The sequence below is a fragment of the Paenibacillus sp. VTT E-133291 genome (assembly GCF_002264395.1).
Lineage (GTDB): Bacteria > Bacillota > Bacilli > Paenibacillales > Paenibacillaceae > Paenibacillus_AQ > Paenibacillus_AQ nitricinens.
Genome location: NZ_NFVA01000042.1, coordinates 43,002 through 57,984, shown reverse-complemented (window position 1 = coordinate 57,984; position 14,983 = coordinate 43,002). Strand labels below are relative to the sequence as shown.

Here is a 14,983-nt window from a genome sequence, read left to right as displayed (position 1 = left end):
AGAAATATAAGGATAATGTATAACGTGAAATCTATATATTCTTATATTTTCAGAATAATCCTTGAATTAGTAATGCTGCTGCCATCACTACACCGCAACGCACGGAGGCCTTTTGTGAAGCTCCCATGAGTGGGATATAGGCTGGCGAAGCATTATGTGGCTTCAGTTCACGATAAATACGAATCGGCCAGAAAGCTGTAACTAGCGCCAAAAGCGCATAAACTGGAAGTACGCCCATCAGCACACAGACCACCACAGAGGCGTAACCAGTGAAGAGAAGTACACGCGAAAATACAAGTGCCTTCCGCTCCCCCCACACTACCACAAGCGTAAGCTTTCCAGCCTGCTCATCCGCTTTCCAATGTAGGAAATGGTGATTAAACAACAATAAGGTAGTTAAAAATCCAACTGGCAACGAAAGAATAACAGGCTTCATGCTGAATTGACCCGTTTGTACGAAATAAGAGCCCAATACCGGCATAATACCAAAAGCAATAAAGATGGCCAGCTCACTGTACCCTTTGCCTCGATATCCATAACGCAGTGGCGGAGCCACATAGAAATAAGCGATTAAAGCACCTACAAGTACAAACCAGAGGATATTCCAACCGCTATATATACTAAGGATTCCACCGCAGATAAGAGCAATCCCCAGCATACTCCAGGTCATCCTTGCATAAAAAGACTCCGAGAGGATTCCACCTGTCAGTAGCCCGGAGTTTGTGCTGATTTCACCAGCGGAATTCTTTGCTTCTGTATCGGTTCCGTTGCGGAAATCCCACAGATCATTCACCATATTGGAGAATAAATGCGCCGAAATTGCCCCTATTAAGGTAAGAATAAATAAAACCGGATGGAATGCCCCTTCCCATACATATGCCCCAACCGTACCCAAAACAATCGGGATGAGCATAACAGAGAAACTCCAAAACCGGGTCGCCTTGGTAAATAATGTCCATTTGTTCACTTCAAGCTTACCGCCTTTTTCATTTGATTTGATAATAATTATCACTGACTATTATACATCAATTTTCGATAGATTGTGAAGATTATCACTGCATATAATGTCTAATCTTGACATAATAACTCCGTTTGTTCGGCTAAAGGATATATTAATAGATGATAAACGTGTAAATACCCTCTTATTGGACATAAGACCACCCTTTCTCAACAAAAAATGAGTGTTGTTTTATAGGCAAGCCCATACCGATATGATATGATAGGCAAGCCTATGAACAGCGCTCCCTGAGTGCTGTTTTTAAGAGCGTAAAACTATATATAATAATGGAGGCTTTTACTGTCATGTCAGCGCAATCCCCTAACACCCAATCTGTCAAAATCGTCACCGCAGACCCTAGCGCCATCGGGCTATTCGGACTGGCTATTGTCACATTGGTTGCTTCTTCGCAGAAGCTTGAGTTTACAACAGGACTTAGCTACGTCATTCCTTGGGCTATCTTCCTGGGAGCATTCGCTCAACTATTTGCCGCAATTCAAGATGCTAAGCACAACAACACCTTTGGTATGACCGCCTTTGGCGCCTACGCTTTCTTTTGGTTCGGCATGGCTAGCAGCTGGCTGATCAAGCTCGGCGTATTCGGCCCAACGCTTGCAGAGGCTGTAGATCCTAAGCAGCTCGGATTTGTATTTCTGGGTTATTTGATCTTTACAATCTTTATGACCATTGGTGCGGTTGAGGCTAATAGAGTTTTGCTTATCATTTTTGTATTGATAGATTTCCTTTTTATTGGACTAACCTTCGATTCCTTTGGTATCGCTCCAGAATTCTTCCATAAGCTTGCTGCTTGCGCCGAACTTGGAATTGGTATCGTATCCTTATACGGATGTGGCGCTTCTGTGCTAAACGCTCATTTCGGACGCACTTTCTTACCGATCGGAGCTCCGCTAGGTATTTTCAAGAAATAATAATTCACCTTTTTTGAATCCTAACTTTTGCAAGCTGAAAGGATGCCTGAGACTATGCATGTCCTATCCTCTTCTGAATTAGCCGTAACCGCTATATTTGCGCTTATTCTCGCAGTTATTGCCTATTTGATCATTCGGAACATCCCAAAGATGACTGGTGATATCCCGGCTTTTCGCAAAAGAACACTGGTTTGGACCCAGGTTTCGCTTGTACTAACCGTACTTCAGCTGAACTTCAAAGCAGGTGACTGGCGATTTTCTATCGTTCTTGGACTCATCGTATTATTTACCGGAAGCATTTGGCTTTCCGCCCGTTACCATGACATCCGCAGCACCTTAGATCCAGAATCCAAAGATTCTGAAGCACATTAATAGAAGCTAGGTAACAAAATAAAGGTGATGAAGCTCCCGTAAGGGGGCTTTTTTTTGTGAATTCGGAAGGTCCCTTCGCATACTTCTCCCCTCCATAACCATACTAATGACATTCTAAGCTAAAACGCCTTCGGCGTCCTCTTAAGGACGGTAAGCGTTTATGCGAGAATTATAAGGATAACGTATTTCGTGAAACTTATACTTTCTTATAATTCAAAATATGTAACGGGAGGCCTATGCAGGTGAGTAAAAAAATAAATCTTCTGATGTTCAGCGGAGAATACGACAAAGCCATGGCAGGACTGATTCTAGCGAATGCTGCGAGAGATATTGATGTAGAGGTTACGATGTTTTTCTCTTTCTGGGGTTTGTTTCTAGTCCGTGATCCGGAGAAGATGACGCTAGAGGATAAGAGTATTTATGAGAAGCTGATGGATGTCATTACGCCAAAAGGTCCTAACCAGCTGCCACTCTCCCATTTGAATTTCAGCGGGCTGGGCCGGATGATGTTAGAAGAAATGATGGAGGAGCAAGGTGCCCCGAAGCTGATCCATTTTCTAAAAGGGGCTCGTAAGAAAAACATCAAGTTCTATGCCTGCAAGCTCTCCGTCGAGATTATGGGCTTTAAAACAGAGGAGCTACTGCCAGAGGTCGAGATTATAGATGCTGCGTCGTATTTAAAAGATGCACTAGAAAGCGATGTTCAATTATTTATTTAAATGAATCAACTAGGCTTTAACCCAATTCCCAAAGCAAGCATATACTGGTGGCATAGAAACTACTGGTACGCCGATAACACACTTATAACCTTAGAATAGACGGTGTACGGGCTGGAGGGAAATCCGTGCTAAACATCATCCACGCCTCTTCTGCAGAGACGCCCGCTTCACTACAAAACCATTTCGAGACTTTTCGTGAGCACACCATTGGTATTCGGCATCAGATCACCACTCCCTATGGTAGACAGCCACTGCTGTATGCCGATTGGACTGCAAGCGGACGCTTATATGAACCGATTGAGCGGAAGCTTCAGGAAGCCTTCGGTCCATATGTTAGTAATCCACATACAGACTCCAACATGACCGGATTAACCATGACACTGGCTTATGATGAAGCACGACAAATTATTAAAAAGCATGTAAATGCTGGCCCCCAGGACATCCTGCTCTACTGCGGAAATGGAACAACGGGAGCCGTAAACAAGCTCCAGCGTATCATGGGCTTAAGGCTCCCTGAATGGCTTCAGGACTATAGCTCCCATTCGATGGAGGAGCGTCCTGTGATCTTCACCAGCCATATGGAGCATCATTCCAATATCCTTCCCTGGCAGGAGGGGATTGGTGACGTCGTGACTGTTCCTCCCGGAGAAAATGGAAATATAGATCTTCAGCAGCTTGAAGCCCAGTTGAAATTGTATCAGCATCGCCGCTGGAAAATCGGTTCATTTACGGCTTGCTCCAATGTAACCGGAATTCAGACTCCCTACCAGAAGCTTGCCGCGATTATGCACCGTCACGGAGGCCTTTGTTTTGTAGATTTTGCCGCCAGTGCTCCTTATGAGCCTATCGATATGCATCCTGTCTCACCACTGGAGAAGCTGGATGCAATCTTTTTTTCTCCGCATAAATTTCTGGGTGGACCGGGCACGAATGGCGTTCTAATTTTTGATAAGGCTCTAAGTAATGGTCGTATTCCTGACGAACCGGGTGGAGGTACAGTGGCTTGGGTCAATCCTTGGGGAGGACGCCGCTACACCAATGAAATAGAGATGCGGGAAGACGGGGGAACGCCGGGGTTTCTGCAAGCTTTTCGGACAGCACTTTGCGTGAAGCTAAAGGACCAGATGAATGGAAACGGTCAATATATGGTGATTAGAGAGCATGAGCTATGCCAGCAATTAATGAACGGGCTCCGTAGCATACCCGAATGCTCGCTGCTAGCTGGAGATCATACAGAACGACATGGCATTGTCTCTTTTACACTACGTGATATTCATTATAATCTTGCAGTTCAACTATTGAATGACCGCTTTGGTATACAAGCCCGGGGGGGTTGCTCTTGTGCGGGTCCATATGGGCATTACCTGCTCGGATTAGGATGGGCGCAATCTTCTCAGATCGCTGAGGCAATTACTGTAGGAGACCAGTCGCTTAGACCAGGTTGGATCCGCATCTCTCTACACCCTATTATGACGAATCAGGAGGTAGAGAGAATTGTATCCGCTGTACGAAATATCGCAATCCATTTCCAGCAATGGAAACAGGACTATTTTTATGACGCTTCCACGAACAGTTGGACCCATATCTACGAGGAGAATCCAGCCGAGGCGAAGGTTAAGGAGCTTTTTTCTGTGTAGGCTCCAGCTTATTGTGTGGAAACCTTCACCATATCCAGATCAGCAGCACTGGCGTTGGAGATGACTTGCTCTACATTTTTACAACCTGGAATTACACTGGTTACCGCGGAATGCTGAAGGCACCACGCCAGGGCCCACTGCGCCATATCGAGACCAGAAGGCACTTCGTTCGCTGCAATCTCAGCTACAGCGCGTAGCTGTTTTTGTCTTACATCTTCTTTATGATTAGCTCGCACATCACCCTGACCAAACACCGCATCCGGCTTATACTTGCCGCTTAAATAACCACTCGCCAACGGAACACGCGCCAACACACCCAATTTATGCTCGATGCAGAGCGGAAGAATCTCTTCCTCAGGTTGACGATCCAGCCGATTATATACTACTTGTATGGCCTCTGCTTGAACATCCGCTGCTGCAGAGGTCTGATGTACACCCGAGCCTGATGCACTTATCGAGACACCTAAATGACGGATTTTTCCTGCCTGCTTCTGTCTGTCGAGCATACTCCACAGCTTGTCATTATCGAATTGTTCATCTGTGCCCGAGTGGAATTGATAAAGGTCAATGTATTCTGTCTGGAGTGCACGCAATGAATCATCTAGCTGCTTAAGTACATCCTCAGCACGCCATAACTGTTCCCTCTGCAAATGTCCCTGAAAATGATGTCCGAATTTCGTAGCCACAATCCAGTCTTCTCGTTTCCGGCGAGCCAGATAGCCCCCGATGAACTTCTCTGATAAGTGGTCTCCATAACATTCAGCCGTATCAATCAAATTAATACCCAGCTCTCCTGCCTTATCCAGCATGGCATCAACTTCAACCTGAGTGAAATCCTTGCCCCACTCTCCACCGAACTGCCAAGTACCCAAGCCGATCACTGATACATTCATTCCTGTACTGCCAAGCTTACGATATTTCATCATCATTTCCTCCTTCGTTCTATTTAAATAGTTGATTCGCAATACTAAGCGCTCTTATTTCCATCCTGTACGGTTCTAGCGAATCGCGCCTCGATGGCTTTAACACCCCATAGTGACAGTCCAATAAATGCCAACACATAGAGGATCTCCCACGGCTGGCGAATGAACCGTTCCAGATCATTTCCAATATATGAAACCGCAAATACCATGATCGCTTTCCCTACAGTGAGCGCTAGGAGATACGACCGAAACCTCATACCAGCCAGACCAGCAGCCATATTAATTACAACGAAGGGCCCTACCGGAAATATACTAAGCAGAAAAACATAGCTGAATCCACTTTGCCGCACCCATGTCATGCTTTTGGCTACTTTGGGGCGCTCAGCCCATTTTCGCAGATAACGATGGGACGCCACTTTGCGAATAATCCAAAATGTAGTCACACAGCCCGCAACCAGGCCGATCCAAGAATACAAAAAACCTAACCATAACCCATATACTGCTCCATTTAACCCTACGATCGCAATCGTTGGTAGTGGTGGTATAAATGATTTCATAAACGTCAATGCAATGCCCGGAAAGGGCCCAAACGAACGATATTGTTCAAGCAGATGCCGCAGATTATCCTCTGTCAGCCAAGACATAATATCAAGAAAGTACATAACCAGCTGATCTCCTCATCCGATTGGAATTCTTAACACCTGGTCTCAATTATACACGAAGTTGCGAGCATTCCTACTACATGAATGACAGCGAGTAAATCGTCAGTTACCATAGATAAAAAGTACATATGAGACAGGGGCGTATGGTTATGATCATCCATTCAGAAGCCTTGGTTTTACAACGTACCACTGTGCAGGATTTAGCGTTCGTTCTAGCCATTGAACAAAGCGAAATAAACCGCGTCTATATCGGTCAATGGAATAAAGAAGAACACACTAGTGCCATCCAAGATCCAGATACCCTGCATCTTACAATTTGGGATAGCTTAGGGAAAAGAGACGGCTATATCATCGTAACAGGAATCATGACACTCATCTTACCGTTTGCATTAAAAGAATCGTCATTCATTCCAAGGGGCTTGGGTATGGCAAGCTGTCGCTTCGCCTCCTGAGTGATTGGATCTTTCGCCATACTGAAACGCATCGCCTATGGTTGGATGTTAGGGACCACAATCATAGGGCTCGCCATGTGTATGATAGCTGCGGCTTTACACTGGAAGGCACTCTACGTGACTGTATAAAAGTAGGGGAACACTTTGAATCTCTGCATATCATGTCCATATTAAGGCATGAGTATATGGAGCATGAACAGAAGCTGTAAATTAGATAAAGGACTAGATATAGGGAAAGTCTCCCTATATCTAGGTCTTACAAGAGATAAAAACCAATATAAAGGGAATAGCTCCCTTTTATTTACCGGAATCGTTCAATATCAGGGATATCATAGTGATTTATAGGGAGGTATTCCCTTTAATATCTATTTCATAACCGTAATCGGCTAAATATACGGAGATTTTCCCTATAATCGTCCTCCCAGAGCAATTACGCAAAATAACGTCACATTTTCAGCACCCGCTTTACAAGGACACAACAAAAAGCCGAGCACCAAGCTCCCTAATCCAGAAGCTTACTACTCGGTTTTCAACTCATACACCTCAAACCTCTCCACTGTAACAACCGGTCTGCTCACCTGCCTCCATCTGCCCTGCAACCACAAGAGTGGTCACGTACTTACGGGCATCCGCTGTCAGCAACAATAACTCTATTGTGCTTTTGGCAGGTTCTCCTCTAACAAACTTTATTCGGGCACCGTCCAAGTCCTCTTGGATACTGGCAATGGTATATCCTTTAAAGAGCAGCCCGTCGATCTCTTGCTGTTCTTTGGCATATTCCGCATAAGCAGACACTAGACTACACCTCCGCTAATTTCTGCCTTGGACGGAAGGGGAGCCTCCGCTGCAAAACGCTTGCGTTTTAAATATTTTCCCGAGCCCGCCTTGCCAACAAATTGCTTGTCGCGAATCACAAACTCACCTCTACTGAGGACAGAAACGGGCTCCCCCTTTACTTCAAAGCCTTCAAACGCATTATAATCGACGTTCATATGATGCGTGTCCGCAGAGAGTGTTCGTTCTACAGCTGGATCAAAAATAACCAAGTCAGCGTCGCTGCCTACTGCTACTGTGCCTTTTTGCGGGTACAATCCAAACAGTTTGGCACTGGAGGTCGAAATAATATCCACGAATTTATTTAACGAGATCCGCCCCTTCTGCACACCTTCCGAATAAAGAATCGTAAACCGATCCTCGATGGTCGGTCCACCGTTCGGGATTTTGGAGAAGTCGCCAAGTCCCAGATCCTTTTGCCCTTTGAAATCAAAGGAGCACTGATCCGAGCCAATCGTCTGCAAGCTGCCGCTCCACAGCGCATCCCATAACACATCCTGATTCCACTGCTCACGCAGCGGCGGAGACCATACGTATTTGGCACCTTCGAAATTTGGCTTCTCTAGCGCCGTCTGATCCAGAACTAAATACTGCGGACAAGTCTCGCCGTAAACACGCAGTCCTTTTTTACGTGCTTCAGCAATCTTCCAAGCAGCTTCTGCACAGGTCACATGTACAACATACAGCTGTGAATCCGTCAGCTCGGTCAAATAAGCCGCACGCCCCGTAGCTTCACCCTCCAGCTCTGGCGGACGAGTCAGCGCATGAAAGATCGGATCGGTGTTGCCTGCAGCCAAAGCCTGCTCCACCAAATATTCAATGACATCCCCATTCTCCGCATGCACCATTACGAGCGCGCCTTCTTTTTTCGCAGCTTGCAGTGTCTTAAAAAGTGTACCGTCATCCGCCTGAAAAGTGTTCTTATAGGCCATAAATACCTTAAGTGAGGTAATGCCTTCATTCTCAATAATTTCCGGAAGCTCGCCCAGTACTTTATCGTTTAATTCTGAGACCATCAGGTGGAAGCTGTAATCAATCACCGCTTTATCCTGCGACTTATGATGCCATGTATCTACGGCTTGCTGTAGCGGTTGTCCTTTGGTGGTTAAGCAAAAATCAATGACTGTGGTCGTTCCGCCATATGCAGCCGCAATGGTTCCCGTCTCGAAATCATCGGCTGTAACTGTGCCGCCAAAAGGCATATCCAGATGCGTATGAGGATCGATGCCTCCAGGAAAAACATAACACCCAGAGGCATCTATAATCTCCGCACCCGGGACCTCTAGATGAAGGCCAATCGCTGTAATAACCCCGTTTTCAATCGCCACATCGCCTGTATACGTATCTGCTGCGGTAACGATGATGCCATTTTTAATAATCTTCTTCATCCTTATCCCACCTCCACTTCTGAATAAGAGCCATTTAAGCTACCGATCACCTTCTGACGCTCATTCCAAGTCAGAGGGGCAACCCCAGTGTCTACTGGAACCATATCGATCGCGCCGTCTGCTGGACAGACAATAGAACAAAGATTACAACCTACACAGTCCTCCTCACGAACCTGTAGTATAGCTTTCCCATCTGCATTAGTTAACATATCAATACATTGATGTGAAGCATCTTCGCAAGCAATATGGCATTTATTGCAGTTGATACAGTTCTCCTCATGAATGCGGGCAACGACCTTATAGTTGAGATCCAGATCGCCCCAATTGGAGTATCGGGATACCGATTTGCCGATTAGTTCAGTTACGGAAGCCAGCCCTTTGTCATCCAAATAGTTATTCAGCCCATCGATCATTTCCTCCACAATCCGGAAGCCATGATGCATGACCGCGGTACATACTTGAATGCCCGTAGCGCCCATAAGCATGAACTCCACAACATCCTGCCAGGTAGAAATTCCTCCAATGCCGGAGATTGGAATACCTACTCCCCGGTCACGAGCACACTCAGCCACCATGCTAAGCGCAATAGGCTTCACAGCCGGGCCGCAATAACCGCCATGAGCGCCCTGACCCCCAACATTCGGAATCGTATTCCAGCTATGAATATCTACGCCTGCAAGACTGTTGATAGTGTTGATCATACTAATCGCATCCGCTCCACCCTTAACGGCATGACGGGCAACGACGGTGATATCGGTAATGTTGGGTGTCAGTTTTACTATCACCGGGGTGGTCGCCACTTCTTTTACCCAAGTGGTCTGCGCCTGCACCAGATCTGGTTGCTGCCCCGAAGCAGCGCCCATTCCCCGCTCAGCCATACCATGCGGACAGCCAAAGTTAAGCTCTAGGCCATCTACGCCCACATCTTCTACCCGCTTAACAATCTCATGCCATTTATACTGTGAAGGTTCTACCATCAGGGAGGCGATAATCGCATGATTCGGGAATCTTTTCTTCGTTTCGTAGATTTCCTTCAGATTGACCTCAAGCGGACGGTCGGTGATCAATTCGATATTGTTAAAGCCCGCAACCCGCTGCCCATTGAAGTTCACTGCCGCAAACCGCGATGAAGTATTAATAATCGGATCACCGAGCGTCTTCCACACCGCCCCGCCCCATCCTGCTTCAAAGGCCCGCTGCACTTGATAGCCTGTATTCGTAGGCGGCGCGGAAGCCAGCCAGAATGGATTCGGTGATTTGATTCCTGCGAGATCAATACTTAAATCTGCCATTGATGTTCCCTCCCTGTCTTATAAAATCCAATTTAATTCCTAAGCTCAGCCCACAGATCTAACGGCAGGCTCCTGCAGGCCTGAGAACTGTTTTACAATTGCATAGGCTGCGTCTTTTCCCTGCTGGGCTGCTGATACTACCATGGCCTCCCCTTTGCCTGAACCAAATATGATATCGCCAGCAGCATAAATTTGCGGATCAGAGGTTCTACAGGTGGCCTCATCCACCCTCACAACCCCGCGATCATGCGCAAGACCTAAAGAATCGATCAGATCTAGGCGACGCTTTTGACCAATAGCTATTACAACCGCATCTACCGGAATCAAGAACTCCGAACCCTCTATCGGCATAGGCACTGGGCGTCCATCCTTGCCCGGCTCCTCTGTCAGCTTCATCTGCACACATTCCAGTGCGGTTACATTCCCAAGCTCATCACCCACGATACGCTTCGGCAAAGTAAGCCAGTTAAACTCCACACCCTCTTGCTTCGCAAATTCATATTCAAAATCGTAAGCCGTCATCTCTTCGCGGGTCCGCCTATAGATCATTTTTACATTTGTGGCTCCCAGACGCACTGAGCATGTAGCCGCATCAATAGCTGTATTGCCCGCACCAATAACTGCGACCCGCTGGCCCATCAGCTCTAGCAGAGGAATGGCGGTCTTTGTGGATTCCACGAGGGCAATGGCATCATAGACGCCAGCCAATTTTTCACCTTCAATTCCTAACGGAGGTACATAACCCATGCCTGCTGCCAAGACGATGGCATCATAGCCCGATTTCAACTCTTCTACAGAGACATCTGCTCCGACTTTTACACCTGTACGTATTTCCACACCCAGCTTCTCTACCTGCTCTACTTCCCAAAGAGAGATTGACTGTGGAAGCCGAAACGACACAATCCCATGTGTATCCAGTCCACCAGCCAGTTCCTTGGCTTCGTAAATTACAACAGCAAAGCCCTCACGGGCAAGCTCCCTAGCCGCAGACAACCCCGCAGGACCGCCGCCGATTACAGCTACCTTTTTCCCATTAGGAATGCCTGCTTTAAATAATTGAACTCCGCTGTTCATCGCCCAATCTGTTGCATAACGCTGTAACAATCCGATTTGGATCGGCGCCGAGGCATCATTTAACACACAAGCTCCTTCGCATAGTTCATCTGTAGGACAAACGCGGGCACAGCTGGCACCCACAGGATTGGAATCCATAATCGTCTGTGCCGAGCCCTTCAAATTGTCAGTCGCAATCCGTTTGATAAAGGAGGGGATATTAATGCTGGTCGGACAAGCTTGTATGCAAGGGGCATCGTAGCAATATAGACAGCGATTAGCCTCATCCATAGCACCCTTATAGGTCAGAGGCGGCTCAGCCTCGGCAAAGTTACGCATGAACATCTCTGGTGTAAATGCTGTTAACGGAGAAGAATGCTCCATCACTAGTTCCTCCTTATGGATAATTCTCATCTTTATGTTATATAACATAACATATTTTCCATTTTCTTATGAATATTTTGCTTACATCTTCGGATTATTGTAGTAATATAAGCATTAATAGAAATCATCTCTCAACATCCTGCCTGATCAGGTTATATATACTGACATTCTTTAATCAAACTATAGTCATTTCGAATTTTCGTTGCATTAGACACTTTGTCTAATTTCAAAACTGTATTTTTTACATGTGAGAATAGGCTGAGAATAACAGGACGTTAATGGCTGGGTTGAGTACAGACGATCGAGGGGGAATAACTATGGATTGGGAGCTTGTATTAACCATTCGCGATGCTTTAACAAGACCACTATTCGCAGAGGCCGAAGTCATCGGCGGCAAAAGCGGCTTGAGCCGTGCCATTCGTTGGGTACATGTACTGGAAAGTGCCATTTTCGATACACTGATTCACGGGGAAGAAATGATTCTGACTACGGGGATTGGCGCAAGCGTCGATCTGCCCGCCTCCTTGGAATTCATGCAGAACCTAATCGATAAAAATGCAGCTTGTTTGTGTATTGAGTTAGGTACGTATTTCAGCACCATCCCACAAGAGATGATCGACTTAGCTAACGCAAATGACTTCCCGCTGATCATCTTCACCCGCACGGTTCGCTTCGTGGATATCACCCTAGACCTTCATTCCATCATCATCAATCGGCATCACCGGATGCTGCAAGAACTCGAAAGCATCTCGCGTGAATTTCACCGCCTAACTTTAACCTCACAAGGAACCTTGAAGGTACTACAATTATTGTGTAAAAGCACCCGCACACAAATTATCTATATGCAGCTGCAGGGTAAGCCATTGTTCTTCCCCGCACTTTCGCCGGAGGAGCAAACACCCCTGCTGAATTTCTTCACCGCTTTCGGCGACGAAATGGAAGGTGTTCAGCCTGACGCTGCGCCATATATCCGAGAATATGGACAAAAGACTATTGCAATAAAACCTGTAGGCGCATTGGATCAGACCTGGGCTTATATCTTGATGGTCTGCAATCATAAGCCACAAGAATTCGACTGTCTGCTGCTGGATTCTGCCTCGCTGTCCATTGCTCAGGAGCTGCTACGAACCCGTTATATGGAGGAACGCAAGCTTTTTTCAGAGAATCTTTGGGTCGATGAGCTGATCAATGGTCGCATGGAGGATGACAACCGCTTAAAAGGTCTGATTGGTTCCAATTTCAACGTGGTCAACGAACTCCCTTACCGTGTATGCCTTATAGAGATCAAGAACCCCAGAGATGTAAAATGGAACAGCTCGGAGAACGAATGGGAATCTATCACCTTCCATCTTTCGCTCACCCTGCGTTCCATCTTCGAGAAACATTCCCTACGTCCGCTGATCACACTCAAGAACAATCGCCTCACCGTCATCGCACTCGACATTCAATCAAAAATGCCTGGAAAAATGCGGCTTCAGCAAGCACTCGAGGCCCTTCAGCATATCCGCTCCGACGAGAAGCTCAAAGATTTGCAGCTGGTTATCGGAGTAAGCAAATCGCATAAGCGCCTAAAACGGGCCTATTCCGGTTACCAAGAAGCCCTGCAAGCCTTATCGTTATACTCCTGTTATCAGAAGTCACTGCTGTTTTACGATGAGCTTGGCGTTTTTCAATTACTACTTAGCTTAAATGACGGGAAAACGTTGCAGAACTTCATTCGCAGCTATCTTGGTCCATTAATCGACCACGATCAAACTAAGGGCTCCGAGCTGCTTCTCACACTGCGAGTCTACCTTGACCATGATGGTTCCAAACAGATTGCCGCGCGAAATTTGTTCATCGTTAGACAGTCACTGTATTATCGTCTGGACAAAATAACAGAACTGCTGGGCGAAGACTTCATGCAGCCGGAGAACCGGATCTCCATTCAGGTTGCCCTGCGTGCCTACCAATTCCTATACCCGGACAAAATCACTTTGCCCAGCCCCCGCTCAGTACAGATTTAAACGTATCAATAATAAACTCTATATCTTCATCTGTGGAGGATAAGGGCGGAGCGAAGGTAAGCACATTGTTGAACCCAGCTACCGTATCGCCATTCTTGCCGATAATAAGTCCTTTGGATTTGCATTCAGCAATAATGCCTTTCACAATACTCAGATCAACCGGTTTCTTACTGGCCTTGTCTTCAACCAGCTCAATCCCTGTCACCAAGCCAAAGCTGCGGACATCACCTACAAGCTTGTGATCCAGTAACTCAGTGAATGCAGTGTTCAGTCTTTTGCCCAAAAGCTCTGCACGTTCCACTAGCTTCTCCTGCTCGATAATTTCCAGATTGCGTAACGCTAGTGCACACGAAGCCGGATTACCACCAAACGTGTTCACATGACGGAAATGACCGTAATCATCACTATTGTCCTTAAATACCTCATAGATATCCTTACGAACAGCTGTGGCGGACAGGGGAAGATAAGCACTGGTCAATCCTTTAGCCATTGTCACGATGTCCGGCTTCACATGATAGTTGTGATGACCAAACTTACGTCCAGAGCGTCCAAATCCACAAATCACCTCATCTATAATAAGCAGCACGCCGTGTTTGCGGCAGATTTCCTGCACCCGATTCAGATAGACTTGATGCGGCACGATGACGCCACCGCCCGTAATCACAGGTTCCATAATCACCGCAGCTACCGTCTCTACGCCTTCCCAAAGGATCATATCCTCTATTGACTGTGCACATTGGAGGTTGAATTCTTCCACAGAAATCCCTGCCGGGCGGCGATAGCTGTCCGGGGGAGCTACATGCAGAAACCCACCCGTCAGCGGTTCATACTTATATTTGCGCTGAGCCTGACCCGTCGCAGATAACGCACCAAGCGTGCTGCCGTGATATCCACGGTAACGGGCAATAAATTTATGGCGATAATGCTGGCCGATTTGCTGCTGGTACTGGCGGGCTATTTTAAACGCAGCTTCGTTGGCCTCTGACCCACTGTTGGAAAAGAAAATCACGTATTCGTCTCCAAGCCACTCATTCAGCTTCTCCGCCAGCGCAATCGCCGGGAGGTGACTTTGCGTCAGCGGAAAATAAGGCAACGTCAGCAATTGGTTGTAGGCTGCTTCCGCCAGCTCCTTGCGGCCGTATCCCACGTTTACACACCATAACCCAGACATTCCATCCAAAAAGCGATTACCCTGTATATCCGTAATCCACGATCCACTTGCCGAGGCGGCAATCATAGGCGGATTTTTTTCACTGTAAGGCGTAATGTTGTGCCATAAATATTGCTGATCCTTCTTCAACGCAAGCTCGCTATCATTCCCAAGACGCTGCATAA

General features: G+C 46.7%; 15 protein-coding genes. 7 read left to right on the top strand and 8 right to left on the bottom strand.

Translation table 11 applies throughout. The features are described 5' to 3' along the window. Positions 1–49: 49 nt before the first annotated feature. Positions 50–967: a prenyltransferase gene (locus tag CA598_RS17485; protein ID WP_256990530.1), complete on the bottom strand. Its 918-nt coding sequence runs from the start codon at positions 965–967 to the stop codon at positions 50–52. Between the two features lie 335 nt (positions 968–1,302). Between CA598_RS17485 and CA598_RS17480 the strand changes: the two genes are divergently transcribed. From CA598_RS17480 to CA598_RS17465, 4 genes are all read left to right on the top strand, one after another. Next, entirely contained in the window at positions 1,303–1,926 is a 624-nt protein-coding gene (locus tag CA598_RS17480; RefSeq protein ID WP_042192624.1) for an acetate uptake transporter, read from the top strand. A 54-nt stretch (positions 1,927–1,980) separates the two neighbouring features. Beyond that, complete coding sequence (locus tag CA598_RS17475) at positions 1,981–2,298, top strand: hypothetical protein (protein ID WP_094877300.1); 318 nt, start codon at positions 1,981–1,983, stop codon at positions 2,296–2,298. A gap of 242 nt (positions 2,299–2,540) precedes the next feature. Continuing rightward, entirely contained in the window at positions 2,541–3,017 is a 477-nt protein-coding gene (locus CA598_RS17470) for a DsrE/DsrF/DrsH-like family protein (protein ID WP_094868316.1), read from the top strand. A gap of 125 nt (positions 3,018–3,142) precedes the next feature. Next, a complete protein-coding gene (locus tag CA598_RS17465) occupies positions 3,143–4,654 on the top strand; it encodes an aminotransferase class V-fold PLP-dependent enzyme (RefSeq protein WP_094877299.1) in 1,512 nt (503 codons plus the stop codon). 8 nt (positions 4,655–4,662) lie between these two features. On the opposite strand, the gene CA598_RS17460 is transcribed toward CA598_RS17465, so the two are convergent. Further along, entirely contained in the window at positions 4,663–5,577 is a 915-nt protein-coding gene (locus CA598_RS17460) for an aldo/keto reductase (RefSeq protein WP_094877298.1), read from the bottom strand. A gap of 44 nt (positions 5,578–5,621) precedes the next feature. Continuing rightward, positions 5,622–6,239 carry a TVP38/TMEM64 family protein gene (locus tag CA598_RS17455; protein ID WP_094868319.1) on the bottom strand — a complete coding sequence of 206 codons (618 nt, stop codon included), beginning with the start codon at positions 6,237–6,239 and terminating at the stop codon, positions 5,622–5,624. Positions 6,240–6,388: 149 nt separating this feature from the next. On the opposite strand from CA598_RS17455, the gene CA598_RS32990 reads away from it, so the two are divergent. Together CA598_RS32990 and CA598_RS32985 are read left to right on the top strand one after the other, a co-directional pair. Then, positions 6,389–6,691, top strand: coding sequence for a hypothetical protein (locus CA598_RS32990; RefSeq protein WP_256990529.1), 303 nt, complete (start codon positions 6,389–6,391; stop codon positions 6,689–6,691). Further along, on the top strand, positions 6,628–6,900 hold the full coding sequence (locus CA598_RS32985) for a GNAT family N-acetyltransferase (protein ID WP_306440472.1): 273 nt from the start codon (positions 6,628–6,630) through the stop codon (positions 6,898–6,900). The genes CA598_RS32990 and CA598_RS32985 overlap by 64 nt, the downstream gene beginning before the upstream one ends. Positions 6,901–7,234: 334 nt before the next feature. Here CA598_RS32985 and CA598_RS17445 read toward each other — a convergent pair whose 3' ends face one another. Genes CA598_RS17445 through CA598_RS17430 form a run of 4 tightly spaced genes read right to left on the bottom strand, consistent with a single transcriptional unit; the run spans position 7,235 to position 11,642 of the window. Further along, entirely contained in the window at positions 7,235–7,486 is a 252-nt protein-coding gene (locus CA598_RS17445; RefSeq protein ID WP_094877297.1) for a hypothetical protein, read from the bottom strand. Further along, complete coding sequence (gene hydA, locus CA598_RS17440; protein ID WP_094877296.1) at positions 7,486–8,913, bottom strand: dihydropyrimidinase; 1,428 nt, start codon at positions 8,911–8,913, stop codon at positions 7,486–7,488. The genes CA598_RS17445 and hydA overlap by 1 nt, the downstream gene beginning before the upstream one ends. Positions 8,914–8,915: 2 nt before the next feature. After that, positions 8,916–10,205, bottom strand: a complete 1,290-nt coding sequence (preA, locus tag CA598_RS17435; RefSeq protein ID WP_094877295.1) for an NAD-dependent dihydropyrimidine dehydrogenase subunit PreA — start codon at positions 10,203–10,205, stop codon at positions 8,916–8,918. Positions 10,206–10,250: 45 nt separating this feature from the next. Continuing rightward, positions 10,251–11,642, bottom strand: a complete 1,392-nt coding sequence (locus CA598_RS17430) for an NAD(P)-dependent oxidoreductase (protein WP_094877294.1) — start codon at positions 11,640–11,642, stop codon at positions 10,251–10,253. Positions 11,643–11,920: 278 nt separating this feature from the next. On the opposite strand from CA598_RS17430, the gene CA598_RS17425 reads away from it, so the two are divergent. Further along, positions 11,921–13,648 carry a PucR family transcriptional regulator gene (locus CA598_RS17425; RefSeq protein ID WP_256990528.1) on the top strand — a complete coding sequence of 576 codons (1,728 nt, stop codon included), beginning with the start codon at positions 11,921–11,923 and terminating at the stop codon, positions 13,646–13,648. Here CA598_RS17425 and CA598_RS17420 read toward each other — a convergent pair. Continuing rightward, the gene (locus CA598_RS17420; RefSeq protein WP_094877292.1) at positions 13,614–14,981 is read right to left on the bottom strand and encodes an aspartate aminotransferase family protein; all 1,368 of its coding nucleotides are present in this window, start codon (positions 14,979–14,981) and stop codon (positions 13,614–13,616) included. The two genes, CA598_RS17425 and CA598_RS17420, sit on opposite strands and share 35 nt — an antisense overlap. Between the last annotated feature and the right edge of the window lie 2 nt (positions 14,982–14,983).